At 49.9% G+C, this 24,657-nt stretch carries 21 protein-coding genes and 1 tRNA gene; 13 read left to right on the plus strand and 9 right to left on the minus strand.

Annotated features, from left to right (window positions below; genetic code table 11):
* Nucleotides 1–164: 164 nt before the first annotated feature.
* Nucleotides 165–1,508: a tail fiber domain-containing protein gene (locus tag CRP01_RS09720; protein ID WP_099149836.1), complete on the plus strand. Its 1,344-nt coding sequence runs from the start codon at nucleotides 165–167 to the stop codon at nucleotides 1,506–1,508.
* 54 nt (nucleotides 1,509–1,562) lie between these two features.
* On the opposite strand, the gene CRP01_RS09725 is transcribed toward CRP01_RS09720, so the two are convergent.
* The 4 genes from CRP01_RS09725 to CRP01_RS09745 form a co-directional block, all read right to left on the minus strand.
* The gene (locus CRP01_RS09725; protein WP_099149837.1) at nucleotides 1,563–2,474 is read right to left on the minus strand and encodes an OmpA/MotB family protein; all 912 of its coding nucleotides are present in this window, start codon (nucleotides 2,472–2,474) and stop codon (nucleotides 1,563–1,565) included.
* Nucleotides 2,475–3,023: 549 nt separating this feature from the next.
* Nucleotides 3,024–4,106: a ligand-binding sensor domain-containing protein gene (locus CRP01_RS09735; RefSeq protein WP_099149839.1), complete on the minus strand. Its 1,083-nt coding sequence runs from the start codon at nucleotides 4,104–4,106 to the stop codon at nucleotides 3,024–3,026.
* 42 nt (nucleotides 4,107–4,148) lie between these two features.
* Nucleotides 4,149–4,550: a hypothetical protein gene (locus tag CRP01_RS09740; protein WP_099149840.1), complete on the minus strand. Its 402-nt coding sequence runs from the start codon at nucleotides 4,548–4,550 to the stop codon at nucleotides 4,149–4,151.
* A gap of 63 nt (nucleotides 4,551–4,613) precedes the next feature.
* Nucleotides 4,614–5,207 carry a hypothetical protein gene (locus tag CRP01_RS09745; protein WP_143473343.1) on the minus strand — a complete coding sequence of 198 codons (594 nt, stop codon included), beginning with the start codon at nucleotides 5,205–5,207 and terminating at the stop codon, nucleotides 4,614–4,616.
* 262 nt (nucleotides 5,208–5,469) lie between these two features.
* Here CRP01_RS09745 and CRP01_RS09750 point away from each other — a divergent pair, with 262 nt between their 5' ends.
* The 3 genes from CRP01_RS09750 (at nucleotide 5,470) to CRP01_RS09760 (ending at nucleotide 8,520) form a co-directional block, all read left to right on the plus strand.
* The gene (locus CRP01_RS09750) at nucleotides 5,470–6,213 is read left to right on the plus strand and encodes a sulfite exporter TauE/SafE family protein (protein ID WP_099149842.1); all 744 of its coding nucleotides are present in this window, start codon (nucleotides 5,470–5,472) and stop codon (nucleotides 6,211–6,213) included.
* Nucleotides 6,214–6,447: 234 nt separating this feature from the next.
* Nucleotides 6,448–7,860 (plus strand): T9SS C-terminal target domain-containing protein, encoded by a 1,413-nt coding sequence (locus CRP01_RS09755; protein ID WP_099149843.1) that lies wholly within the window; start codon nucleotides 6,448–6,450, stop codon nucleotides 7,858–7,860.
* A gap of 120 nt (nucleotides 7,861–7,980) precedes the next feature.
* Nucleotides 7,981–8,520: a hypothetical protein gene (locus CRP01_RS09760; RefSeq protein WP_099149844.1), complete on the plus strand. Its 540-nt coding sequence runs from the start codon at nucleotides 7,981–7,983 to the stop codon at nucleotides 8,518–8,520.
* A 170-nt stretch (nucleotides 8,521–8,690) separates the two neighbouring features.
* Here CRP01_RS09760 and CRP01_RS09765 read toward each other — a convergent pair.
* The 5 genes from CRP01_RS09765 to CRP01_RS09790 form a co-directional block, all read right to left on the minus strand.
* Nucleotides 8,691–8,763, minus strand: a tRNA-Lys gene (locus CRP01_RS09765).
* Between the two features lie 362 nt (nucleotides 8,764–9,125).
* Nucleotides 9,126–9,830 carry an HAD family hydrolase gene (locus tag CRP01_RS09775; protein WP_099149845.1) on the minus strand — a complete coding sequence of 235 codons (705 nt, stop codon included), beginning with the start codon at nucleotides 9,828–9,830 and terminating at the stop codon, nucleotides 9,126–9,128.
* A gap of 234 nt (nucleotides 9,831–10,064) precedes the next feature.
* The gene (dinB, locus tag CRP01_RS09780) at nucleotides 10,065–11,138 is read right to left on the minus strand and encodes a DNA polymerase IV (protein WP_233752660.1); all 1,074 of its coding nucleotides are present in this window, start codon (nucleotides 11,136–11,138) and stop codon (nucleotides 10,065–10,067) included.
* Nucleotides 11,139–11,764: 626 nt separating this feature from the next.
* Entirely contained in the window at nucleotides 11,765–13,060 is a 1,296-nt protein-coding gene (locus tag CRP01_RS09785) for a hypothetical protein (RefSeq protein WP_143473344.1), read from the minus strand.
* Nucleotides 13,061–13,693: 633 nt separating this feature from the next.
* Nucleotides 13,694–14,080, minus strand: a complete 387-nt coding sequence (locus CRP01_RS09790) for an STAS domain-containing protein (RefSeq protein ID WP_099149847.1) — start codon at nucleotides 14,078–14,080, stop codon at nucleotides 13,694–13,696.
* A gap of 432 nt (nucleotides 14,081–14,512) precedes the next feature.
* On the opposite strand from CRP01_RS09790, the gene CRP01_RS09795 reads away from it, so the two are divergent.
* The 9 genes from CRP01_RS09795 to CRP01_RS09835 all read left to right on the plus strand — a co-directional run bounded on the left by CRP01_RS09795 (nucleotide 14,513) and on the right by CRP01_RS09835 (nucleotide 24,536).
* Complete coding sequence (locus tag CRP01_RS09795) at nucleotides 14,513–17,071, plus strand: ATP-dependent Clp protease ATP-binding subunit (RefSeq protein WP_099150101.1); 2,559 nt, start codon at nucleotides 14,513–14,515, stop codon at nucleotides 17,069–17,071.
* A gap of 170 nt (nucleotides 17,072–17,241) precedes the next feature.
* The gene (gene infC, locus CRP01_RS09800) at nucleotides 17,242–17,835 is read left to right on the plus strand and encodes a translation initiation factor IF-3 (protein WP_099149848.1); all 594 of its coding nucleotides are present in this window, start codon (nucleotides 17,242–17,244) and stop codon (nucleotides 17,833–17,835) included.
* 125 nt (nucleotides 17,836–17,960) lie between these two features.
* On the plus strand, nucleotides 17,961–18,158 hold the full coding sequence (rpmI, locus tag CRP01_RS09805; protein WP_099149849.1) for a 50S ribosomal protein L35: 198 nt from the start codon (nucleotides 17,961–17,963) through the stop codon (nucleotides 18,156–18,158).
* A gap of 92 nt (nucleotides 18,159–18,250) precedes the next feature.
* Entirely contained in the window at nucleotides 18,251–18,595 is a 345-nt protein-coding gene (gene rplT, locus CRP01_RS09810; RefSeq protein WP_099149850.1) for a 50S ribosomal protein L20, read from the plus strand.
* A gap of 137 nt (nucleotides 18,596–18,732) precedes the next feature.
* Nucleotides 18,733–19,368, plus strand: a complete 636-nt coding sequence (locus CRP01_RS09815) for a cytochrome c oxidase subunit 3 (protein WP_099149851.1) — start codon at nucleotides 18,733–18,735, stop codon at nucleotides 19,366–19,368.
* A 159-nt stretch (nucleotides 19,369–19,527) separates the two neighbouring features.
* Complete coding sequence (locus tag CRP01_RS09820; protein WP_170110301.1) at nucleotides 19,528–20,655, plus strand: peroxiredoxin family protein; 1,128 nt, start codon at nucleotides 19,528–19,530, stop codon at nucleotides 20,653–20,655.
* Nucleotides 20,656–20,747: 92 nt separating this feature from the next.
* Complete coding sequence (locus CRP01_RS09825; protein ID WP_099149853.1) at nucleotides 20,748–21,956, plus strand: glycosyltransferase; 1,209 nt, start codon at nucleotides 20,748–20,750, stop codon at nucleotides 21,954–21,956.
* Nucleotides 21,916–23,067, plus strand: a complete 1,152-nt coding sequence (gene ribB, locus CRP01_RS09830; protein ID WP_099149854.1) for a 3,4-dihydroxy-2-butanone-4-phosphate synthase — start codon at nucleotides 21,916–21,918, stop codon at nucleotides 23,065–23,067. The genes CRP01_RS09825 and ribB overlap by 41 nt, the downstream gene beginning before the upstream one ends.
* 137 nt (nucleotides 23,068–23,204) lie before the next feature.
* Nucleotides 23,205–24,536 (plus strand): APC family permease, encoded by a 1,332-nt coding sequence (locus CRP01_RS09835; protein WP_170110302.1) that lies wholly within the window; start codon nucleotides 23,205–23,207, stop codon nucleotides 24,534–24,536.
* Nucleotides 24,537–24,657 lie beyond the last annotated feature (121 nt).

Genomic DNA, 24,657 nt, shown 5'->3' on the forward strand with positions numbered 1-24,657 from the left:
CTCACGGACTCAATCCCCTATCGGCTTATCATCTTCATAATTGAGTAACACCCTGGTCCGCGAAGTTCCATCGGCTGTCGCTTCTTTTCTATGATGCAAACTGATCTAATTTTCTCACTATCAGTCCAATTGCTTAAATTACAAGAACCAAAACCCAAAAGATTATGAAAAAGACCTTTACTACGTTGCTTTGTCTCATCCTATTGATCAGCTTAAGCGCACAGGGTGTCCGTTTGGGACCCGGTTTTTCCAGCAACGCCGCGATTGATATGAGTCCGTACCGGGCCGGCGGCGGCAATATATTCACCATGCTCAACGGCGGCGGCCGCAGCCAGTGGCGCCTGATCTACGAAAAAAACGAGTTGACGCCACCCAATGGACCAATCGAATTCACCTGGGAAGTCGGCCTGGGGAACGCCGGTCTGGATCCGAACTTTTTCTCCATTGGCCGGTATGATTTCAATCTGGATTTCATTTTCAGTCGCCCCGTGATGGTCATGGATAACGAAAAACTTTTTACGGGTTTTAATACCTACGAGCCGCAGGCCCGACTTCACATTGAACATACAGACAATCTGGATGACCTTGAAAATTATCCGGCGGTGTATGTTGGCCCTTTCCCGGGCACGAATTTCCTGATGGGCTATTTTACCGCTGACCAGCCGGCAAATGACCTTATGTCCAATATAGCTCGCTTCCGGGATGCCGCTTCCACTACCGTTGTCATTAATCGCCACGCGGAGGCTTTTCAACTCCAGGTTACCGGAGACGCCTTTGCTTCCGGAGGCATGTGGATTAATTCGGACAAAAAGCTAAAAACGGCATTCCAGCCCCTCGGCAATGCCCTGGCGGACCTGAAGCAATTGAAACCCTATAGCTATGACTTCAAAAAGGATAAGGATTCGAGAAGGCATATTCCGAAAGAACGTCAGTTCGGATTGATCGCTCAGGACCTGGAAACGGTATTCCCGAATCTGGTGCGGGAAACCCGGCAAATGGAGGAAGAGATCGATGGCGGCACGATGGTCAAGAGCGTGAATTATATCGGTCTGATCCCGGTTCTGATCGCATCGCTCCAGGAGATGGATGATGCGCTGATCGCTAAAGAGGAAGAGATAGATAAGATCAGAGCCGAAAATGCCGAACAGCAAAAACAAATTGACGAACTGAAAGCCATCATGGAACGCCTGCTGGCCCTCCAGCCCGATGAGGCTGCTACCGGCAGCTATGTGCTTCCATTAGATCAAAAAGCCCGTCTCGACCAGAACTTCCCCAACCCCTTCCACCAAAATACCCTGATCAGGTATTTCATTCCGGGGAATGTCCAGGACGCCCAGATCCAGGTTACCTCCCCGGATGGGAAGGTGCTGGGCACCGTGCGCATCGCTGAAACCGGCCACGGGCAGCTCACTATCAAAGCTGGTACGTATCCGGCCGGAAATTATATCTACTCGCTCATATTAGACGGAAAAGTGCAGGAATCGAAGAAAATGGTCCTGACGAGGTAGAGGATCGTGGTTCTGCCACTTGAGTGGCAGAACCGCGATCTTAGCGATCCCGGCTTACTGAGGCGCAGCCGTAGGATTCAGCAAGTCGTAGAACTGGTTCAGTTTAGGCATGATAATGATCCGGGTTCTGCGGTTCATCGCTCTTCCTTCACTGGTGTTGTTGCTGGCCAGTGCGTTGTATTCACCGCGACCCGCCGCGATCAGACGGTTCGGGTTTACATTGTACGTTTTCTGGAGTACTCTGACCACCGCCGTTGCCCTTTTCACGCTCAGGTCCCAGTTGTCTTCCAGGGCGGCCGTTTTGATGGGCACGTTATCGGTATACCCTTCCACCATCACTTCCAGATCGGGGCGGCTTTCGATGATCTTGGCGATCTTACCCAGCACCTCTTTCGCTCTCGGAGTCAGGTTGGCGCTACCGCTTTGGTAGAGCATCTTATCGGACAGGTTGATGAAAACGACCGTCTTGTCCACTTTCACTTCAACGTCTTTGTCCTCGATGCCGTCCTGGAGTACACCTTTCAGGTTGACCGCCAGGGCCAGGTTGATGGAATCCGCCTTGGAACGGGCCGCCTGCAGAAAACGGATGTATTTATCCTTGTTCTCCAGTTGAACCAACGTATTTTTGATGTTATCGTTGGCGGATTTGGAGAGTACGGTCAGGTCACCTACCTGGGTCAGCTGCTTATCGCGCTGGGATTTCAGGTCGGCGATCTGTTCTCTCAGTCCCTGGATCTGCTGCTCCTGTAGCAGGTTGCTGTTTTGAGCCTGGAGCAAATTGCGTTTTAGTTCGTCATTAGAGTTTTTAGAGGCGCTTAATTCTTCGCGGCACGCACCCAGATTGCCGTCGGAAGTACTGATCCGGCTTTCCAGTTGTGCCTGCATGCTTTCGTATTTTTTAGTACTTACACACGCTGAAGAAAAGGACATCACCATAATTAGCAACACCCATTGATACTTGTTCATTAGATTAATTTGTTTTTAGGTAATAAATCGGGTCTACCCCTTTTGAGCCATTGTCGACCGGGAGTTACTGACCGATACCTGGAAATTACGGCCCAATAATTTGTCCAGGTTTACCGGTTTTTCAGTCCTGTTGTACAATGATGAAGATTAGACATTGCAGGTCACTACAAGTCACTTTTTTTTGAAAAAATAATTTTGTTTTTCGTCGAAATTCTTTGAGCGTGATGTTGTTCTTTAGCAATTGAATTACCAGTGCCCCAATTTCCCGGACCGGCTCGAGGAAACTCAGGTCCACAATGGCGGTATTAATCACTTCAAAGTACCGGATTTCCCCCACTCCATCCAGTTTCCGCATAGCGGCATCGAAATTGCTGCCGTCAAACTTCAGGTAGTCTGCAAACTTACCGTTTAAATTTCCGCTCCGATTGCAAGCCCGGAACACAACAACCAACAGGATGGCTGCATGGAAGGAATTTGCTTTTATGATATCCGGATTTCAGGTCAATAATTTTCGGGAATAAAACCTGCAATATTGCTAAGTCATAATTATCAATCGGTACAGTCCGGCCAGGGGCCTGCCCCATTAACCTGCACAAAAGAGGAACCGTCGTAATGATAAAGTCCCTCAAAGCCCCCGAGCCAGAGGTGTCCCGCCCGGTCTTCGGCAATGGTGTGCACCCCGTTCATCATCAGCCCCTGCTTCTCGTGAAAGTTGGTGAACACGGACCCGTCGTAGCGGTAGACCCCGGCATTTTCAATCGGGAACCAGATGTTGCCGGACCGGTCTTCATAAAGACTCCAGGCTTCTGTACCCCGAAGGTCTTCTCCCCGGGTAAAGGTTTTTCCATCCCAAAAACAGACGCCATTGTGGTGCGTAGCCAGCCAGATATTTCCGGAGCGGTCCTCTAAAATATGATTCACCACATTGTTACAGAGTCCATCCTTTTCGGACAGATTCGTCAGCGATTGACCATCGTAAATATAGGCCCCGCCATTGGTGCCGAACCACATCTTTCCGCTACGATCTTCCGTAATCGCATGTACTATTCGGGCACTGGTGACACCCCGGGATCGATCCGGCGCCGTATCCGGTAGTACGAATGGCGTAAACTCCCTGCCATCGAAGCGACTGGCACCCTCCAGGGTTCCTACCCAGATGCTTCCTTCCCGGTCGATCTCCAGACTCCAGATATCATTGTGGAAGGGTCCGTTCTTATCGGTGAACCGAGTGAAAGTTTCCTCCCCGGGCCGGTAGACCACCAAACCTTCCGAAGTGCCGAACCAAAGGTTTCCGTCCCGGTCTTCCGCAATTTGCCGAACTACTGTCTTCTGAAATACCGGCTGCTCCGAATAATTAAGGAGTGTATCCCGGTCGTAGCAATACACATCATCACCAACGAACCATAGCCGGTCACGCTGATCGCGGTAAATCCTCCGCAATACCTGCATCAACGGTTTACCGGCTTCCGGGGTGTAAGCGAGGCTACCGTTTGTGGAACTATCCTGATGGGTAGAAACGACCACCGAGTTACCCCTCGGCCCATACTGATCGCTCCGGCCGCTGCAGGCTGCGATCAAGAGGCACCAAAGGAGAGTAGAATACCCTGGAAAAAAAGTAAATAATTTACACATACCTGCAGGAATTATGGCCAACTAATAAATCCGCTTCGGAGCTCAGTTTGCCAGGATGATGCTGACGATTGAGCTCAGTACGGCGGGAATTAAAGCGGTAAGATAGTCGAGAAAATTCAAGCCCCGATTATCCCGGCTGGAGTACCCGGAGTACGCTTCTATATCCGGTTCGAAATTATAGATCCGTTTGTATAACCACCGCATCATAGCATAGCTGACCACAAACGCAAAAGGGCCAAACAGGAAACCAGCCCCGTTTTCATTGCCCCGACAGGGTAACTGTAGCGGGTAATGCATTATCCCCACATAAAGCAGGGCGCTGCTGAGTAAAAAGTGAAAAAGCAACACCCGATTTATTCGAAGCACGCCCAGGGATAGGCTCAGCAGTAGTATGCCCCAGTAGATCACACCGATATTGAACAGTTGTTGGCCGGAGAGTGTCATGGTGTCTATTTTTGAAGAATATTTGTTCAGGTGAAATTAACCGGTCGCTCCTCCCTGCCTCAGTTAATCGACTATGCTGCTCCCCGCTTTCAGCTTCGCGCTATAGATCTCTTTTTCCAGCTCACCTAGAATCAATTTACACACGCTGTTCTTTTTCAGGGAGTAGATCAGGGGTAATGTCTTTGTATTGCCGACATTGTAGAACTCGCTTTCGGAAACTACCTCCCAACCATTAATCGTTTTACCGTCGAGGGTTTCAAAAGAGAAGTGAATTTCGAATGCCTCTTCTTTACCTCCTTTGAGGTACAGGTACGGATTTTTCTTTTTCGTCAGGGTAGCGGTGACTATTGCTCCAAATTTTTGTAGGTGATCCGATTTAGCATGCTGATAACTGATGCCGGTAAAAATCCCGCCCACCAGAATTCCAATTCCCCTTAACAAGCTGACGGCGATCATCAGGTAATTGTAATACTTTTGCTGCTGGACAAAACCCTGAACGATATGGTAGGCCGATAACACAAAGCCGATCACCGTCAGGAAACCGGCCAGCATGGGGTATTCGCCTACAATGGACAATGGCTTCTCGATCAGGATATAAATTAGTATCAGAGAAAATGCAATACCGATGATACCGTATATTTTCTTTCTTCGTTTCATAAGTACCAATTCCGTCCGGTTTGCCATACCGAAGTCTTAATAAGGCAGGTTTTTATTCCATAAAAATTTCTTTCCTTTCAAGGAGCTAAAATACTAACTTTAGGAACGCATTATAAGCTGGAAGCCATGGTGAAGCAGAAAATTTATTTATCCCCGGCAAGGTATTTATCGAGTTGCGATACGCCGGAATTCCAGTTTGTTTACCTAACGGTCCCATTTGCTATCCAGCTTACGTTTCCTACCTGTAAACAGCTTTGTTGCTATGGAAATCACTAAAATAATTGCTGCCCTTTTCGTAGGTATTTTTGCGGGTTTCATTGGGGCTATGGTTGGAAGTGGAGGCCTGATCAGCATTCCATTTCTCATTTTTTTAGGTCTTCCTCCACAGGTAGCGATCGCTACTCACAAGTTTGGCAGTGCCGGCCTGAAAATCGGTGCCGCTGTTAAGTTTTGGAAAACCAAATACATCCATTGGCAGTATTTTCTCCCCTTTTCCATAATGGGTTTTGTAGCGGCCATCGTCGGGGCACAAATACTGCTAAGCATCGACAAAGAGCTGTTGTCGCGTATGGTTGCCATCTTACTGATCCTGGTACTCCCGCTTATATTTTTGAATAAAGAAGCCGGCGTCATTCACCGAACTACCTCTACCCTGAAGCGCGGATTTGGTTACTTCCTTTACTTTCTTGCCCAGATATTCGGAGCCTTCTTTGGCGGCGGAGCCGCAACTATGGTCTTTTATATCCTGATGACATTTTTTGGTCTGACGATCGTGGAAGCTAGTGCCACCACCATGCTGCCAAGTTTAATTACAAGCCTGGTAGCACTGATAATTTTTGGAATAAACGATCTACTTAATTATCAAATTGGCCTCCTCATCTTCTTAGGAATGCTCACCGGCGGCTGGCTGGGTGCCCATGTAGCCATAAAAAAGGGCAATATCTGGGTGAAAGCCCTGTTTGCAATTACAGTAGTGTTTTCCGCGATCAAGCTTTTGTTGGGGTAATTTAAGGGCCCGGTCAAGCTTTTCCTCTGATGTCTTGCAAGATCGTAACGTTAGAAAGATCAATCCCTAGGTGTATTCAAGACTTACAGGAAGCTACATTACATTGGTACCAGAGAGCTGGGTTTCAGCACCGCCAAAACGCCCACTGACGATTGCTAAGTCACTTTATTTTATTATCCTTGCTGCACAATTATGATCAATTTTTGATCCATTAAACGCCAAAAATTCTTTCTGATGAAAAAAGCATTGTCGCTGTACCTACTTTTATTAGGTACCTTAAGTTTATCCGCCCAATTTGATACGCTGCATCTATCCGAACCACGGGGTGGCATTGAAACCGCCGTATTCGGAGACTCCATCTTATTTGTCGGCGGCTCCTTCAGCCGAACGGTAGACTATTTTCGAACGAGCGATTTTTCCATCACTTCCGAAGAGTACAACAACGACGGCTTCAGTAGTGCCACGGTGGTACAAAATGATGATTTTGCCGTCTTTTTCAACCTGGGTGGCGTCAATTTGCTGTTGACCGAAATGATCATATTCGACCGGCGTACCGGAACCTGGTCTAAAGATGTATATCCCGATGTGGGTAGTTCTTCCCTAAGGATGGAAAATGGTTTTCTTGAAGGTAACCAGCTATTTTTATTTCCAAGTAATCAACCCAGCCAAATCTATCAGTACGACCTGATCAGCAGGGAGTGGACGGCGCTGGATGCCCCCTTTATCCGAAGGAGCACCGTTCTTGTCGACACCGGTGATAAAGTTTTCTTTATGGGTGGTAAGACCTCTTTCACCGAATTCAGCAATGAGGTAGACGTCTATACCCGATCCAGTCAGGCCTGGGAATCCTTTGAGCTCAAAGAGGCAAAAGCTGGTTTTACGGCCGTTCGCTACGCCGATAAGATCGTGATCGCCGGCGGAGAAAGTTCCACGGTCAATGCCGATCGTTCGGTCGATATGGTCGAGATCATTGATATCGGCGATTACGCCATCGAAACCCTCAAGCTGTCCAGGAAAAAGAACGAAATGACCGGTCTGGCCGTCGATAATAAAGTGATATTCGCCGGCGGTAATTCCAAAGAAGCGGAAGTGATCAATATGGACACGCGGGAAATTACGGTGCAACCCCTGGAAGCTGAGTTTGACCTGAAGATGCTGACCAGCGGAAAGGTAGGAAATCTAGCCGTTTTTGCTGGCGGCAATGACCGGGACGGTGACCTGATCTACCTCTATGATGCCGTGAATGACAGTTGGTCCAGCCTACCGCTGGAACCGGCCCGGGTCCGGATGACCTTTGTCGAAAAGGAGGAGTTGCTCTTCCTGGCCGGAGGACTTGTCGATTTCGGGGACGGTGAATTCGACGATATCCTGGTTTTCCGGGATCTGACCACTCCCGTACGGGAACAAGTCCGCTACGCCGACCTGCAGCTATATCCCAATCCGACCGCACGTCAGCTCAATATCACGGCGGGAGAACTACACATGCAGGAGATCAGACTGTACGATGTCTCCGGCTCCCTACTCCAAACCTTTTACCCGGCTGCCGAAACGGAAACACTCGATGTCTCGAAACTGGCAAAAGGAGTATATCTGCTGACCATCAGACTGGCGGATGGATTGGCGGTGGGACGGTTTGTGAAGGAGTAAGGGATAGATGCATTCAGGCTAAAGGCTGACGATAGTGGGTTTAAGGCGCTCTGCTTGTGGGGAGAGCGCTTTCCCTTTAGTAGTTTTTTTCCTATTTTACAGTACGCCAAACAAAATAGGATGATGAAAAAACTACCCCATATATCCCTGGCAATACTGCTTAGTTTCTTTTTATCCTGCCCATCTCTTCTCGGTCAGAATGCTTTGCAGACCAAGCAAAAGCAATACTATAAGACCTGGATCAATACCATGGATCAATCCTCCAAAATAAATGGATACCTGATTGAAGCGGGAGATAGCCTCACCCTGATCTCCAGCCTATCAGATAATACCAGGATAAGCATTCCTGTAAGCAATATCCAAAAAATAAAATTTAGAGCAAAAGGAAAATTGGGAAGGACAGTGCTATTCGGAGCTTTAGCTGGCTTCATGGTAGGGGGAGTCATTGGACTTTCCCGGGAAGAAGAAGATTATTCTAATTGCTACCTATTTTGTACCACGCGTTCCGAAAAAGCCTGGGGAGCTGCCTGGGCAGGCACCCAGTTAGGGGCTTTACTCGGAGGGATTATTGGTATTTTTAAAATCAAATTTCCAATCAACGGTGATGTAAATTATCCAACCAAAAACTTGATGAAGTACAAACTTCCCAATGCATATTAACCAGTAAATACTTTAACGAAGGTTCGAGCCCTTTTACGGCGGACTTCATGTGAACCTTCGTTCCGTAGCGGCGGGAATTGGTGATAAAGGATCGTTTTGGGAGGCAGGGTCTTTGCCAAAAATTAACCGGAATAAAAAAGCCCCGGCAATTGCTTGCCGAGGCTTTTGGGTGATTCCGCTGGGGTTCGAACCCAGGACCCCTTGATTAAAAGTCAAGTGCTCTACCAGCTGAGCTACGGAATCATGTGCTGTGTAGCTTTTCTGACAGATCTGTCCTGGGCTTCCCAGGACCCTCCCGATGAAATCGGGATGCTCTACCAGCTGAGCTACGGAATCATGTGCTGTGTAGCTTTTCTGACAGATCTGTCCTGGACTTCCCCAGGACCCTCCCGATGAAATCGGGATGCGCTATCAACTGAGCTACAGAATTTTTGGATTTTTACGTCCACGCCTTTTTCGTAAGGCGGTGCAAATATAAGGCGAAAATCTAAAAAACCAAGCCTATTGCAGCTTTTTTACCGCCTCCGTATTTTCTTTAAAACATAAGCCTAACATTTTCAGCGAGATATTAGTTTCAAAAAAAAATGAAAAAATTTTCCGGGGCCTTACTGGACAACCATTACCGGCGGACTGGCCTGTTCTACGGCCCGCAGAAATCCGGGTCCGTCCAGATAATCGCTAACCACCTGGGTAGCCCCTTCGCGGAATAAATGATCGTGGTCTCCCTCCCGTCGGATGCCGATAAAATCCATACTCAGGTTCCGGGTGGTAGTGACGTCCCACTTAGCATCTCCCACGTAAACGACTTTGCGAATGGCCGGATGGGCCGCCATCGCCTGGGTACGTACCGTTTCCAGGATCTCTTCCCGGCGGTGGAGTCCGTCCGCACCGCGCAGGTAAATGGGCTGCCGGTTGATACCCACGTGATCCAGTTTCAGGATGGCGGGGCGTTGCCAGCCACCCGTAGCGATGCCTACGGCGTAATCATGGCGTTCGTGCAGGTAATGGACGAGGTCGCGGGCACCGGGTACCATACAGAATTCTTCCGGCTGCTCCTGACGTCGCTGCCGCAGGAGGCGCACGAATGCTTCCTGAAAAGTTTCCACTTCGGCCGGATCGACCTCCCGCCCGAATTGCTCCCGGATTACAGTAGAAAAAATCGACGTATCCGTTACGTGGGGATAAACGTGCCAGTCGATGGAGGGAAACTCCTGCCCGTAAATATTAGCGTACGTCTCCGCAAAACAGCGACTGTCAATCCGGTTGGAATATACGAGCGTACCGTCGAGGTCAAAGATTATCAGGATCATAGGTGGAAATGTGTTAATGTTGGAATGTTTGAAAGTGTGAATGTTTTGTGCTGGAGTTGGGATGTGTTATGGTGTTGATGTTGGTAAATATCGACTGAATGGAACTCCTCAATTTGTCGGATACCAACATTAGCACATTCACGCCTTAACACTTTAGCACGTATTTCAGCCTACTTTAAAGATGATTTTGTGGCAGTTGGTTCATTCACGGATGAGATTTCGGCCGCAGGGAGCTTAAAAATCAAATTCCAGCTGGATCCCCAGGCCGTCGTGTTCCCGCATCAGATTGGAAATGGAAACGCCCAGTAGGCGGACCCGATCGATCTCCTCCTGATTGTTTTCCAGTAAGTCGTGGGTGATCTGGACCAGATCGTCCAATTGGCGAACCTCCTGCTGAAAGGATCGGGAACGGGTAATGATCTTAAAATCGGAAGATTTGATCTTGATGGTGACGGTGCGACCGTAATTGTCCGCCTTAGCCATATAGGCGTGCACCACACCCGCCAGGTAGGTCAGCTTCTCTTTCATGGCGGTGATCTCCGTCAGATCTTCCTTATAGGTCCTTTCGGCGCCGATCGACTTGCGGATGCGGTTGGGATTGACTTCCCGGTAATCATCCGCCCGGACGATGCGAAAGTAATGCCGGCCCACCTTACCAAAGCGCCGGACGAGATCGATCTCCGTCCATTTTTTGAGATCCGCTCCGGTGAAAATGCTCATATCGTTCATTTTGCGGGCCGTCACTTTCCCGATCCCGTGGAATTTACCGATGGGCAGCTTTTCCAGAAAAGGGAGCGCCTCTCCCGGGGTGATCACCTTGATGCCGTTGGGCTTATTGATATCCGAAGCGATCTTGGCGAGGAATTTGTTGAAAGACACCCCTGCGGAGGCCGTCAGGGCCGTTTCTTCCAGGATTAGGCTACGGATCTTCTCCGCGATGATCGTTGCCGAGGGCATATCGATCTTGTTGTCGGTGACGTCCAGATAGGCTTCATCCAGTGAAAGCGGCTCTACCAGATCGGTAAAGCGGTGAAAGATATCCCGGATCTGGCCCGATACCTCCCGGTAAACGTCGAAACGGGATTTGACGAAGATCAGATCCGGACACATCCGTTGGGCCGTGAGACTCGGCATGGCCGAGCGGACGCCGTAACGCCGGGCTTCGTAACTGGCCGAAGCCACCACCCCCCGGTTGCCGGAGCCGCCCACCGCCACCGGCCGCCCCTGCAGGCGCGGATCATCGCGCTGCTCCACGGAAGCGTAGAAGGCGTCCATATCGATATGTATGATCTTACGTCCGGTGTACACGGCTCCTGTTTTGGAGCGATAAAGTTACGAAGGTCGGAGGATATGCGGGTAGGTCTGTTCAGTGCAAAAAAATTACCGCAGCGTTTTTTCTATCGCCAAATGAACCATCATCAAAGAGGTAGGGGCAGGGCAACTTTTGCTTTAATATTTGCCTTTTCGTATGCTTTTGGATCATTGAAATTGTTATTGTAATTCAAGTTTCGATACTTGAATTGTCGAGCGTAGATGGTAGAGCGTAGAGAGACTGCAAGCGTTAAAATGAGCGATTTTGCTCCATTTAAACGATAGGTAATCCCTCTACCCGCTACTCTATACTCTCAACCTATTTTACATCACAACTTAGATTATTGTAATTGAATTTGCCATTTCACATTTTATCGTTTGAGAAACCCATAAGCCCGGCATTTTTGAAGGAGAAAGCAAGCCCGCCAAAAAGCAGTTGCCGGTTGCCCGGTAAGGATGGTCCTCCCCGGCAACCGGCAACGAAAATTGTTTTCCGATCAAAATGAACACATAATGCTCGTGGAATTACGGATACATTCGGGATAATGATAATGGTTGTATCTACCCGCGGCCGGTAGCCGGACGTCCCATTGCGGTCCGTCGGCCAATCGCCGCGTAGTGTACTAACGGAATCGCCAGAAGATCAGCCAGTCCCGGAAGGCATCCGAATCCGGTTCCGACTGTGTCAGGAACATCGGCCAGAGCGCCCCGCTGGTAAAGCTGGTCTGAAATTCCGGTTGGGTATCTTTTAATAATTTGGACATGGGCTGCAGATCGGTGGGCAGCGACAGGGTATTATCGGACGGCAGACAGGACAAATGGGGGAAATCATCTTCCCCCATTGTCCCCGGACCGGCATAATGTTTCATAGAAATAGGGAAGTGTTCCAGATTCCCCAAATCGGCGGTGACCTGCTCCTCGGCCTTATCGGCCTGGAGTTCGGCGGATCGTTGCAAACTCAGGGCAAGATTGGAGGATTTCAACTGTCGGGCGACCCCTTTACAGAGATTCCCCCACCAGTTCGCTCCGATCGGCCTGGCCGCTCCGGTTCCGCCGCCCGCCTTCGCCGGCCCGTCGAAAACACCGTCTTCATTCCAGTCATAATAGGTATCTGATCCGGCAACGGCGGGCAGGGTATTACTCCCAAAGCCGCGTCCGGACAACAGATGTCCCAGATCGAAATCGGTTAACGACAACCGGCCTTCGGCGATCAGGTCTCCGAAGAGTTTCAGTGACTCTCCGGCCCGACCGCGGAAACCTTCGGTTCTACAGGTCAGAATTTGCATTCTGTCCACCTGGCCGAAAAATTGTAATTGCAGACTGATCTGCTGATCTTTCTGCAAAAAGGCGTTCACTCCGTTCACGGAGGAGAAAACCGCCCGGGCCAGGTCCTGTTGATGAAACCGGGCGTAGGCCTCATCAGCCAGCACTGCCAGTTTAAGCGCCTGTCCGGGAAGATCCGTCAGGGAATGCGGCGACAGTTCAAAGCTCAGATAATCCGAGCCCAGTTTCCAGTAGTAGATCCGGTGCAGATCAGTGGCCGGTTCTACCGATTCAATAAACAACACTTGTTCACCACAGATAATCACCACATCCAGACCGGCGGGAGAGACCATCATCCGCCCGGTGTAGGCCGTTTCGTCGCTTTGCAGCGCGTAGGTACGGTACTCCGGGTATTCGGCCTGCAGACCGGCCGACAACAATGGATCCTCCCAAACCTGGAATGCTATCTGTGTTCCTTTAGGCGTTGGCAGTAGAATCTTAACCTCTGTGGGTAGAGCGGAAAGAAGGGGGGCGTTTGCCAGATGACCGCGCAGCTCCTGAACGTCCAGATGGAACTGTTCGGACACGGGGATCTGGGCTTTACCGGCAAGACATAGCACAGCCAGTAAAAGGGCGATTGTTCCTCTTTTTCTCATAGTATGTGAATTCTGTAGAAAGTGCCTCTCGCTCAATGCCTCTCAAAACTCCGAGCGATGGTAAAAATGTTTTTGTGTTTTCTCAAAAAGCTCTGAATACAATGGGTAGTTGTGTGTTTTCTCGTAAAAGTCAATACCAGGATCTTATCGATCTGCGGACTTTCCGGCGGCAGTAAAGAGGAACAAAAGAATAGCAATTAAAAATCGATGTAATTTTTCCCTCAATCATTTCAACACCGAAGCATTGATCATGGAAACCGCAATCCGGGATTTCCGCATTTCGAAGCTAATCTTATACTCGTTGGCAAATTAGCCCGGGCTCAGCCCGTAGCTTCGTTTTTGTATAGTTCAGAAACAATCATAAGGAATGATAATCAGCAATTGCTAGTGCATAAGCACAGGGAAGTAACAGTATATATTCATGGAGGCCATAAAAATAGTATCTAAAGCTGTACTAACCAAATTTTTGGCCAACTTTAGGTGAAGTAATTATCAAAAAACGGTAGGTAAATGGAATTAAACGGTAGGTTTTTTAAATTAAACGGTCAAAAAAGTGATTTTGCGGCAGTTGTTGGCGGGTGAACGGTTTGAGCCCGGCAGCAGCAAACCGCCGCTCCTCATCACTATTTTGATCTATTCCTCGTCATCGCCCTCACTTTTCAGCTCGCGCTCCAGTACTTCCATCATAACGTACTCGATGGATTCCTCCAGAGTGGGGATGATCGTCAGTACCGTGTTCAATCGGGAGATCTGGATCAGTTTCTGTACGCTCGGATGGTCAATACCGGTCAGAACGAAAGAACCAAGGCTCTTCCACAGGCGGTTGGCTGTCAAAATGGCACTGAGGCCGGAGGAATCGACAAACTTGACGTTCGTCAGATTGAAGATCAGGTTCTGTACGCCCTCGTTGGACAGTACCACAAACTTGGATTTGAGATCCGGAGCGAGGATAGAATTCAGGTTTTCCTCATCCAGGGTAAATATGCTGTAGTTATCGTGCTGATCAACCGTATATTTCATAAAGAGTCCTTCTTTTAAAAAGCAATACGCAAAAGTATCAATTCTACTCAATCTTACCTAATCAAAAGGTCGATTCTTGCAAAGCTAAAAAATTTAAACATTGCCCACCATTATGGTGTTATATAGGTCCCGTACACAGGAAGGAAGTTAGGTATATCTGCCAAAAGAGGTTTTCCAAAAAAAATTATTGTGCCATAATGGTGCGCCTCACCATTTTATTTCTGCCAAAATGTGCTTTTTTGGCAGAAAAATTTTCCTGGCACAATTTTTTCAATGGAATAAGTTCAATACCACATTTTTCTCTCCTGAAAATACCCTAAAGCCGCTAACTTACTTTTTTGCAACTTCAGGTCGGTAAGTGTTGTATACTTAATTAATTAGTACTATTATTGTTTAGCGGAACCATTCCGATCAAAGCTGAATACAATGAACATGGATAATAAAAGATTTTCGCCCAAAGTTAAAAAGGTCATTACCAAAAGTCGGGACGAGGCCGTGCGCCTGGGCCACGATTTTATTGGTACGGAGCACCTGTTACTTGGTATTCTGATTGACCGGGACAGTCTGGCAATGAAGGTTTTAGAATCACTGGATGTGGACGCTTCCGAGCTGAAGCAGACCGTGGAGGAATCCATCCAGCAGAAGAGTCCCAGCAGCACCGGGCTGAGTATCGGTGACCTCCCCCTCAACAAGCAGGTGGAGAAGATACTAAAGGTGACCTTTCTCGAAGCCAAAATGCTGAAAAACGAAGAGGTGAGCCCGGAACACGTTATGCTTTCTATCCTGAAACATAAAGAGAACCCGGCTTCCAAAATACTGAACCAGTTCGACGTGGATTACGACATCTACAAAGCCGAACTGGAATACGTGCGCCAGGAGCAGGACTTTGCGTCCAACTCCAGCACTGAACCCTACGCCCAGGCTCCCGATCAGGACGAGCCCTACGACGAGGAAGAAGGACAGGGCGGACGTTACCAACAGCGCAAAGGTGCTACCAAATCCCGTACCCCGGTACTGGACAATTTCGGTAGAGATATCACCAAGCTGGCGGAGGAAAGCAAACTGGATCCGATCATCGGTCGGGAGAATGAGATCGAACGCGTATCTCAGATCCTGAGCCGCCGGAAAAAGAACAACCCGATCCTCATCGGTGAACCGGGTGTGGGTAAAACAGCGATCGTGGAGGGCCTCGCCCTGCGGATCGTACAGAAGAAAGTATCCCGTACCCTGTTCAACAAACGGATCGTTATGCTGGACCTGGCTGCCCTGGTTGCCGGTACCAAATACCGCGGTCAGTTCGAAGAGCGGATGAAAGCGATCATGAACGAGCTGGAGAAATCCCGCGACGTGATCCTCTTTATCGATGAGATCCACACGATCGTCGGCGCCGGTGGCGCTACCGGATCACTGGATGCTTCCAACATCTTCAAACCGGCTCTGGCCCGGGGAGAACTGCAATGTATCGGTGCTTCCACCCTGGATGAGTACCGCCAGCATATTGAAAAAGACGGTGCGCTCGATCGCCGCTTCCAGAAAGTGATGGTCGATCCGCCAAGTGCCGAAGAGGCCATTCACATCCTGAACAACATCAAGCCTAAATACGAGGAGTTCCACAATGTGAATTACTCCGACGAGGCCATCAATGCCTGTGTCAAGCTGAGTGACCGTTATATTACCGATCGCTTCCTGCCGGACAAGGCCATCGATGTACTGGATGAGGTAGGTGCCCGCGTGCACCTGAAAAACATTCACGTACCGGAGCATATCGAAGAACTGGAAAAACGGATCGAAGAGCTCAAGGAGCAAAAGAACCAGTCCGTCAAAAACCAGCAATACGAGCAGGCCGCCGAGTTGCGCGATCAGGAATCCAAACTGAGCCGCCAGCTGGAGTTTGCCAAAGTGCAATGGGAAGAGGAAGCGAAGACCAAGCGCTACCCCGTAGAAGAAGAGAACATCGCCGAAGTAGTTTCTATGATGACCGGGATTCCCGTGAAGCGGGTGGCCCAGAGTGAGAGTAAGAAACTCATCGGTATGGAGAAAGATATTCAGAAGGTCATTATCGGCCAGAATGAAGCCATCACCAAGATCACGAAAGCGATCCAGCGGAACCGGGTTGGTCTGAAAGACCCGTCCAAGCCGATCGGTTCCTTCATCTTCCTCGGTCCTACCGGGGTGGGTAAAACGGAACTGGCCAAAGCCCTGGCCCGCTATCTGTTCGACTCCGATGATGCGCTCATCCGGATCGATATGAGTGAATACATGGAGAAATTCTCCGTGAGCCGTCTGATCGGTGCGCCTCCGGGCTACGTCGGTTACGAAGAAGGTGGCCAGTTGACGGAAAAAGTACGCCGCAAGCCTTACTCTGTAGTACTGCTGGATGAGATCGAAAAGGCACACCCTGATGTGTACAACATCCTGCTGCAGGTACTGGATGACGGTCAGCTGACCGACGGTCTGGGACGCAAGGTAGACTTCAAGAATACTTTGATCATCATGACCTCCAACATTGGTGTTCGCCAGCTGAAAGATTTCGGACAAGGTGTCGGTTTTGCCACCCAGGCCCGTCAGCAGGCAGCCGAGGACCACTCTAAAGGAGTGATCCAGAATGCACTGAAACGGACCTTCTCGCCGGAATTCCTTAACCGTATCGACGACGTGGTGATCTTCAACAGCCTGGGTCAGGACGAGATCTTCCGCATCATCGATATTACCCTCACCGACCTGCACAAACGTCTGGACGGAATGGGGTACTCACTGGTACTGACGGAAGAAGCGAAGAAGTTCGTAGCCGAGAAAGGTTTCGATCCGCAGTTCGGTGCGCGTCCGCTCCACCGGGCCATCCAGAAATATCTGGAAGACCCGCTGGCCGAGTTCATTCTGAACGAAAATCTAGAGGAAGGCTCGGTAATGGAGGCTGAATTGGCCAAAGATGGAGAATCTTTAGTGATCCAGCTGGCTAAGAAGGTCAAAACTGACGACGTTAAGAAATAATTGATATATTTGTAAAAATAAGTACACCCGTCGGTTCGATGGGTGTACTTCTGTTTTATCGCCACGCTTAAAACCCTTTAAAAAACAGGGAGTTGGCGTAAAATGGAACTTTTGACCCTGGAAAGGGATTATATTTATATAAACTAATTTGTTAATCAAAAAAAACACGTTTGGCAAGGAGATACAATCGTAATTTTCAAAGAAAAAATGATCCAAAAGATCAATACAGAACCAACGAACAGATCCGGGTTCCCGAAGTAAGATTAGTAGGTGATAACCTGGGAGCTCTCAGCGATACCGTTGGTCAAACCATAGAATCAGACATCTACCCTACCCGGAGAGTAAGAGAATGGGCGGAAAGAATGGGACTCGACGTAGTCGAGATCGCCGCCACCGCCAAACCTCCCGTAGTCCGCATTATTGACTACAACAAATTCCTCTACGAAAAGAAAAAGAAGGAGAAAGAGATCAAGGCCAAGGCTGCCAAGACGGTTGTCAAAGAGATCCGTTTCGGGCCCAATACCGATGATCACGACTTCGAATTCAAACTGCGTCACGCACGTGGCTTCCTCGAAGACGGTGCCAAAGTGAAGGCCTACGTTCATTTTCGTGGCCGTACCATTGTTTTCAAAGACCGTGGTGAACTCTTGCTGCTGCGCTTTCTCAAAGAATTGGAAGATGTAGGAGCTGCCGAAGCGCTGCCGAAAATGGAAGGACGCCGGATGATCGTCATTATCTCGCCGAAGAAAGCGAAGAAATCATAAGCTGATCGATTGATGATCCGATGATTTGATTAATCTGTATCCTAATCGAATAATTGCTTCATCGCATCATCCAATAATCAAATTATTTCCCTATCTTTGCAGTCCTTTTTAAAAAAATTGGAATTATGCCTAAGATGAAAACGCATTCCAGTGCCAAGAAACGTTTCAAGGTAACTGGATCAGGAAAGGTTAAGCGCTTCCAGGCTAAGACCTCGCACATGATGCGCAATAAGAGCAAGAAAGCCAAATTGCGCCTGCGGGATGCAACCACTGTAAGCCCTGCTGATGAAGCTCGGGTATTACGTATGCTTTGCAAGAAGTAAGCTTAGCACCATTTATTAATCACTATTTTTAACGAGAATGCAGGTAAAAGCGTCCGAAGCCGGATCCCTGTATTGCACTAAAATGTAGTTTTATGCCTCGTTCAGTAAACGCAGTTGCGTCCAGAAGAAGACGCAAAAAGATCTTAAAAGCGGCCAGAGGTTATTTTGGCGCTCGTAGCAATGTCTACACCGTAGCCAAAAATGCCGTTGAGAAAGGCCTTCAGTATGCCTACCGCGACCGCAAAAACAAGAAAAGAGCATTTCGGTCTTTGTGGATAGCCCGTATCAACGCCGGCGCACGCCAGCACGGAATGTCCTACTCCCGCTTCATGCACGCTTTGTCGAACAGCGGGATTGATCTGAACCGCAAAGTACTGGCTGATCTGGCCATGAACAATCCGGAGACGTTCAAATCCATCGTGGATTCAGTTCGTTAAGATCGATTCAAAATAAGAACCAAAAAAAACCGCTGGCCTGCAACAGGTCAGCGGTTTTTTTGTTTTGTGCTTATAATGTTGACCGGCAAGAGACCGTTTCTTAAGTTTTTTCATGCTGAAAACCGAATCCTTAAAACATGAGTGAGTACGGACCAGATATCGAAGAGCACAATGATTACAACGAGTACGAATCTTTTGCGTTCCATCCCTACAATGTCATGATGGCGCTGGTGCTGTTCGGTCTGACTACCCTGTTCCTGTCTCTGAGTGTTGCCTTTATCTATTCGCGGGTACAGAGTGATCTGCCGCCCATCAAGCTGCCGGATATTTTCATCTTCAATACCCTGATCCTGCTCGGCAGCAGTTATACCATGATCCGGGCTAAAAAGGCCTACAAGGAGGATAATACGGCGCGTTACAAGCAGTTGCTGCTCGTCACGATCATCCTTTCCATATTATTCCTGATCGCTCAGATCTTCGGCTGGCGGGCCCTGTTCCAACAGGATATCCTGATCAATTCCGGCAACTCCGCCAGTTACCTGTACGTCATTTCCGCCCTGCACTTCGGCCACGTTATTTTCGGGATCCCCTTCCTGGGTACCTTTCTCTGGCGGGCCCATAAGTATATGAAAGAGCCGGTGAGCGTACTGGTTTACTTTTCGGATCCGGCCAAACTGCTGCGGTTGCGGCTCCTCACCATTTACTGGCACTTTCTGGACGGCCTCTGGATCTACCTGGTGCTCTTTTTCTGGATCAATCACCTGATCCGCTGATCTTCGGTTTCCTGAGCCTCTACCCTTCCCGTATCGTCCCCAACCCGACATGCAGAAGTGCTCCGCTCGAATTAGCGCATTCGGAAGATCGGATTTCGCGCTCAATTTCTTATCTTTGAAGGCCTAGAATCAATACGTTAAAATAAATCCTGTATGAACATGAAAAGTACATTCAATATTTTTCTGTTGGTGATCGTAGCTTTCCTGGGCTGGCAGTGCAGCGAGACGGTTACCGAGGGAACGGTAGTGAAAGGAAAGATCGAGAACGCCGCCAATATGCAAGCTTTTGTAGATCGCGTAGTGATCGGAAAAGCCCGGAATATTGTCGGAAAGACCGATCTGGACGGAAACGGAAACTTCGAGATCTCCTTCCCGGAAGGTATTGAACCCGGTATCTATAATCTCCGCATCGGCGCCAAAAGGCTGAACCTGGCCATGGACGGTACCGAACAGACCGTGGTGATCAACGGTGAGCTCAATACCCTGGACACCTACCAGGTGGAAGTGACCGGCTCCGAAGACAGCCAGACCCTGATCAATATGATGCAGGGACTGATGAGCCGCAACGTTACCTCCAAAGATATCGAATCGTTTATCAATACGACCGACAACCCCACTTTGGGCGCTTTTGTGGCTTACCTGGCCCTCAACGATCCCCGCTTCCTGAATATCCAGAAGCAGGCCCTGCAAAAACTGACGGCGGCCCAACCGGATTCGGAAATGGCCCTGGAATACGCTAAGTACATCAACACCGTAGAGCGGCAGTTTGCCTCTCAGATGGCCGATCAGCGCATTCAGGTAGGACAACCCGCTCCGAACATTACCCTGGAAGATCCCTACGGCAAGAAATACGCCCTTTCCGACCTGAAAGGCAAAGTAGTACTGCTGGACTTCTGGGCGAGCTGGTGTGGCCCCTGCCGCCGGGAAAACCCGAATGTGGTAAAGGTTTACGACAAATACAAAGATCAGGGATTCACCGTATTCAGCGTATCGCTGGACGGGCTGGATGAACGTACCCGCGCCCGCCTGGGTGGCGATCAGAATTCCATCTCCGATCAGCTGGATCGCTCCAAAGAGCGTTGGGTAAAAGCCATTCAGGATGATAATCTGAAATGGCCCTACCACGTGAGCGACCTGCAGAAATGGGACGCTGCTCCCGCGGCAGCCTACGGTGTGCGCAGTATCCCGCGTACCTTCCTGATTGACCGCAACGGCAATATTGCCGCCCTGAATTTAAGAGGTGCCGAACAGATCGAAGCGGCCCTGCAACAGATCATCGCTACCTAAAGTTTCGGGGTATAAGCAATGAGTCATGAGGGATGATCGGTACGAATTCGGTACCGCATTCCTCATGACTCAGGCCTTATCCCTTTTCCCGCATGGAAATATTCTTCCTGTCTCTTCTATTCTTTTCCGGCATTTGTCTGGTCCATACCTACTGGTTTTATCCCAAGTTGCTCCGCTGGCTGGCCGACAGACAACCGTCGACGCCCCCCGGGCCTCCCGAAACCATGCCCTTCGTCTCCGTCCTGATGGCCGTCTACAATGAGGAAAAGGTCATCGCCCGTAAGATAGATACCCTCCTGCGGTTGAACTATCCGGCAGATCAGATCCGGATCTTCATCGGTTCGGATCATTCATCGGACGGCACCAACGATATCCTCGAAACCTACCAACAGCGCGATCCGAGGATCCGCTTCCATGCTTTTTCGGAGCGCAACGGCAAGCCGGGCATCATCAACCGGCTCTACGAAGAGGCCATTCGCTTCGAGCCCGCTTCGAAAGATCATCTGCTGCTCATCACGGATGCCAATGTGATGCTGGAACCAGACTGTCTGTATAGCCTTGCCCGGCACTTCCAGGATCCGGAGATCGCCATCGTAGATGCGCACATGCAGCACGTCGGCCTGCAGGCCGAGGGCATCTCCCGCTCTGAGGATCAGTACCTGTCCGGCGAAGTGCAGCTCAAACATCACGAAGGCAAACTGTGGGGCACCATGATCGGTCCTTTCGGCGGCTGCTATACGCTACGCTCGGATTACTTCAGTCCCGTTCCGTCCAATTTCCTGGTCGACGATTTTTACATTGCCATGCGGGTATTCGAACGCGGCGGCCGGGCGATCAACGATCTGGAGGCCGTCTGCGTGGAGGCCGTTTCCCACGAATGGCGCGAGGAATATCGCCGCAAGGCCCGGATCTCAACGGGTAACTATCAGAATCTGGTCACCTTCCGCCACCTCTGGTGGCCCCCGTTCCGACCGCTTAGTTTCGCTTTTTTATCACATAAAGTGCTGCGGTGGTTGGGGCCTTTCTTTTTAATTCTTTTTTTTGCGGCCAGTTTAGCACTATGGCTACTATTTGACAACTACTACTACAGTTGGTTGTTTCTTTGTGTGATTGTGTTTTACTTTGCCCTGCCAATACTGGACATCCTGCTGCGCCGGGGAGGGATCCAGTGGCGATTTATCAGAAATATCCGATATTTCTTTTTGATGAATCTGGCACTGTTAACCGGATTCTTTCGATTTATAAAAGGTGTAAATAATAATGTCTGGGAACCTCCAAAACGTCAACAGCTACCCTCTTAATACCATTGAAGAAGCAGTAGCCGACATTAAAGCAGGAAAGGTCGTGATCGTAGTAGATGATGAAGACCGCGAAAATGAAGGTGATTTCATCTGTGCCGCCGAGTGTGTAACACCCGAGATCATCAATTTTATGATCACCCACGGCCGGGGAATGATCTGCGCCCCCATTGAAGAACAAAGAGCCGACGATCTGGGCCTGAGCCTGATGGTCTCTTCCAATACCGCCCTGCACGAAACGGCCTTCACGGTAACCGTCGACCTGATCGGCCGCGGTTGTACCACGGGTATCTCCACCTACGACCGGGCGATGACCATCAAAGCCCTGGCCGATCCCAATACCACGCCTACCGAGCTGGCCCGCCCCGGGCATATTTCTCCCCTGCGGGCGAAGACCGGCGGAGTATTGCGCCGGACCGGACATACAGAAGCGGCTATCGACCTGGCCCGCATGGCCGGATTTTATCCCGCCGGTGTACTGGTTGAGATCCTCAACGAGGACGGTACCATGGCCCGGCTGCCGGACCTTATGGAGATCGCCAAGAAATTTGATATGAAAGTGATCACCATCAAGGATCTGGTCGCTTACCGGATGCTTACGGAGCGCATCGTACGCAAGGAAAGCAGCGTGGAACTGAAATCTCCCTACGGTAACTTCGAGGTCATTGCCTTCCGCCAGATCACTACCGGCGATATTCACCTGGCCGTTAAGAAAGGCAGCTGGAAACCGGACGAACCGGTTATGGTCCGGGTGCACTCCACAACCGAAACCGCTACCTTGCTCGGTATTCTTTTCGGTGATGTCGGCGACCAGTTGCAGAAAGTGATGCAGAAGATCGCCGAAAATGAAAAAGGAGTACTCCTCTTCATGCGCCACGGTGAGAATAGTGACAAGCTACTCCATCACCTCAAACAGATCCACACGGATCAGGAAAACGGCGTAGAGCCCAAAGCCTACCGCAAACTCGACATGGATCAGCGCGATTACGGCGTCGGCGCCCAGATCCTCCGGGAACTGGGCCTCAGCAAGATCAAACTGCTGACCAATCACCCCCGCCGTCGCGTCGGCCTGATCGGCTACGGCCTGGAGATCACGGAAAACGTGGCGCTCTAGTTGACTAACCGCAGCGGACCGTATCGGTACTGGTACCGGATAAACCCTCAAAGAAATCATAGAACTGCTCCAGGCCGGCGGGATGGTGCTTAGATGCCTGATATTTTTTCCCTACCTTCAGCGGAAAAGCAGAAATCTTGGCAGAAAAGAACCACTCCGCCCCCGGCCTGAAGCGCAGCCTGGGATTATTCGAAGGCATCACCATCCTGATCGGCATTACGATCGGTGCCGGGATTTATTCTACCCCGCAGGTGATTGCCGGCTACCAGGAATCCTTTAATGATATTCTGTGGCTCTGGGTTATCGTTGGCGTTTTCGTGTATCTGGGCGGCCTGATCTACGCCGAACTGGGCACCCGTCTGCCCAATACCGGCGGAGAATACCTCTATCTGTCCCGGGCCTTTGGGCCCTATGTAGGTTTTATTTTCGGCTGGGCCCAACTCTTCATCATTCGTACCAGTCCGGCGGCCGGACTGGCCATCATTACCGTCGACTATTTTGAGCATTTTGTCAACCTCACGCCCTTTACCCATACGGCGCTGGCCATCCTGGTGATCCTCCTGCTCGGCACCCTGAATTACGTGGGGATCAAACAGGCGAGTATCTACCAGAATATTTCAACCATCATCAAAGTAGGTGGTCTTTTTTTACTGGTGGTGGCCGGACTGATCATGGTACAGGGCCAGGAAAATCTGCTGGCGGAAGAACTGCCAAGCACTTCCGAACTCGGGCCCTTCGCTACCTTCGGCGCTACCATGATGCTGATCGTTTTTTCCTATCTGGGCTGGGACCGGGTCGGTTACTCCGCGGGCGAAATGAAAGATCCCAAACGGACCATTCCCCTCAGTTTATTCTGGGGGATCGCGCTGGTCATCCTGACCTATCTGCTGGCCATTTTCCTCTACCACTATGTATTGGGCATGGAAGGCGTCCGGGAAACGAAAAGGGTAGCCTCGGATACGGCAACGGTGCTCTTCGGTCCGGTGGGAGCGGCGATCATTGCCATTTCCGTCATGTTCTCGGCTTCCGGTAGTATCAACGGAACCATGATGACCGCCCCGCGGGTATACTACGCCATGGCGAAGGACAAACTCTTTTTCCGTTGGTTCGATTATGTGCACCCGACCTTTCGTACCCCGTCCCGCGCCATCATTGCTCATTGTGTCTGGGCGATCGTCATCCTGCTGGTGCGCCAGAATTTTGAGAACATCGTAGCCGGTATGACCTTCGCGGTGCTGATCTTTTACCTGTTTACTACCCTGGCTTTATTCAAACTGAGAAAGCAGGGCGTAGGCGGTGAAGGGGTATACAAGGTGCCCCTCTACCCTATTCTTCCCATCTTCTATTTTGTGGGCCTGCTCCTGCTCGTATTCATCCGGGGATATTACGAATGGGAAAAATCCCTGATCGATCTGGCCTTCATTGCCACCGGTATTCCGTTTGCCTGGTGGTTCGTTAGCCGGAGGTAGGATGAATCACGGGCTGGTCCTGTTTGCTTCCGGATACTGATCCACCTGTTAGAGGATCGTCCTGCTAATGGTTTGCGACAAATACTTCATTGGCACAATGCCATTGGACTTATTCCCGTTC

The organism is Flavilitoribacter nigricans DSM 23189 = NBRC 102662 (genome assembly GCF_002646595.1).
GTDB classification, from domain to species: domain Bacteria; phylum Bacteroidota; class Bacteroidia; order Chitinophagales; family Saprospiraceae; genus Flavilitoribacter; species Flavilitoribacter nigricans.

Excerpts from the sequence above, each read along its gene's own strand:
- CRP01_RS09785 (WP_143473344.1), bottom strand. The coding sequence starts at position 13,060 with ATGAGAAAAAGAGGAACAATCGCCCTTTTACTGGCTGTGCTATGTCTT.
- rpmI (WP_099149849.1), top strand. The coding sequence starts at position 17,961 with ATGCCTAAGATGAAAACGCATTCCAGTGCCAAGAAACGTTTCAAGGTA.
- CRP01_RS09760 (WP_099149844.1), top strand. The coding sequence starts at position 7,981 with ATGATGAAAAAACTACCCCATATATCCCTGGCAATACTGCTTAGTTTC.
- CRP01_RS09795 (WP_099150101.1), top strand. The coding sequence starts at position 14,513 with ATGGATAATAAAAGATTTTCGCCCAAAGTTAAAAAGGTCATTACCAAA.
- rplT (WP_099149850.1), top strand. The coding sequence starts at position 18,251 with ATGCCTCGTTCAGTAAACGCAGTTGCGTCCAGAAGAAGACGCAAAAAG.
- CRP01_RS09775 (WP_099149845.1), bottom strand. The coding sequence starts at position 9,830 with ATGATCCTGATAATCTTTGACCTCGACGGTACGCTCGTATATTCCAAC.
- CRP01_RS09720 (WP_099149836.1), top strand. The coding sequence starts at position 165 with ATGAAAAAGACCTTTACTACGTTGCTTTGTCTCATCCTATTGATCAGC.
- CRP01_RS09735 (WP_099149839.1), bottom strand. The coding sequence starts at position 4,106 with ATGTGTAAATTATTTACTTTTTTTCCAGGGTATTCTACTCTCCTTTGG.
- CRP01_RS09825 (WP_099149853.1), top strand. The coding sequence starts at position 20,748 with ATGGAAATATTCTTCCTGTCTCTTCTATTCTTTTCCGGCATTTGTCTG.
- CRP01_RS09790 (WP_099149847.1), bottom strand. The coding sequence starts at position 14,080 with ATGAAATATACGGTTGATCAGCACGATAACTACAGCATATTTACCCTG.
- CRP01_RS09725 (WP_099149837.1), bottom strand. The coding sequence starts at position 2,474 with ATGAACAAGTATCAATGGGTGTTGCTAATTATGGTGATGTCCTTTTCT.
- CRP01_RS09815 (WP_099149851.1), top strand. The coding sequence starts at position 18,733 with ATGAGTGAGTACGGACCAGATATCGAAGAGCACAATGATTACAACGAG.
- CRP01_RS09745 (WP_143473343.1), bottom strand. The coding sequence starts at position 5,207 with ATGAAACGAAGAAAGAAAATATACGGTATCATCGGTATTGCATTTTCT.
- CRP01_RS09755 (WP_099149843.1), top strand. The coding sequence starts at position 6,448 with ATGAAAAAAGCATTGTCGCTGTACCTACTTTTATTAGGTACCTTAAGT.
- ribB (WP_099149854.1), top strand. The coding sequence starts at position 21,916 with ATGTCTGGGAACCTCCAAAACGTCAACAGCTACCCTCTTAATACCATT.
- CRP01_RS09750 (WP_099149842.1), top strand. The coding sequence starts at position 5,470 with ATGGAAATCACTAAAATAATTGCTGCCCTTTTCGTAGGTATTTTTGCG.
- CRP01_RS09740 (WP_099149840.1), bottom strand. The coding sequence starts at position 4,550 with ATGACACTCTCCGGCCAACAACTGTTCAATATCGGTGTGATCTACTGG.
- CRP01_RS09820 (WP_170110301.1), top strand. The coding sequence starts at position 19,528 with ATGAAAAGTACATTCAATATTTTTCTGTTGGTGATCGTAGCTTTCCTG.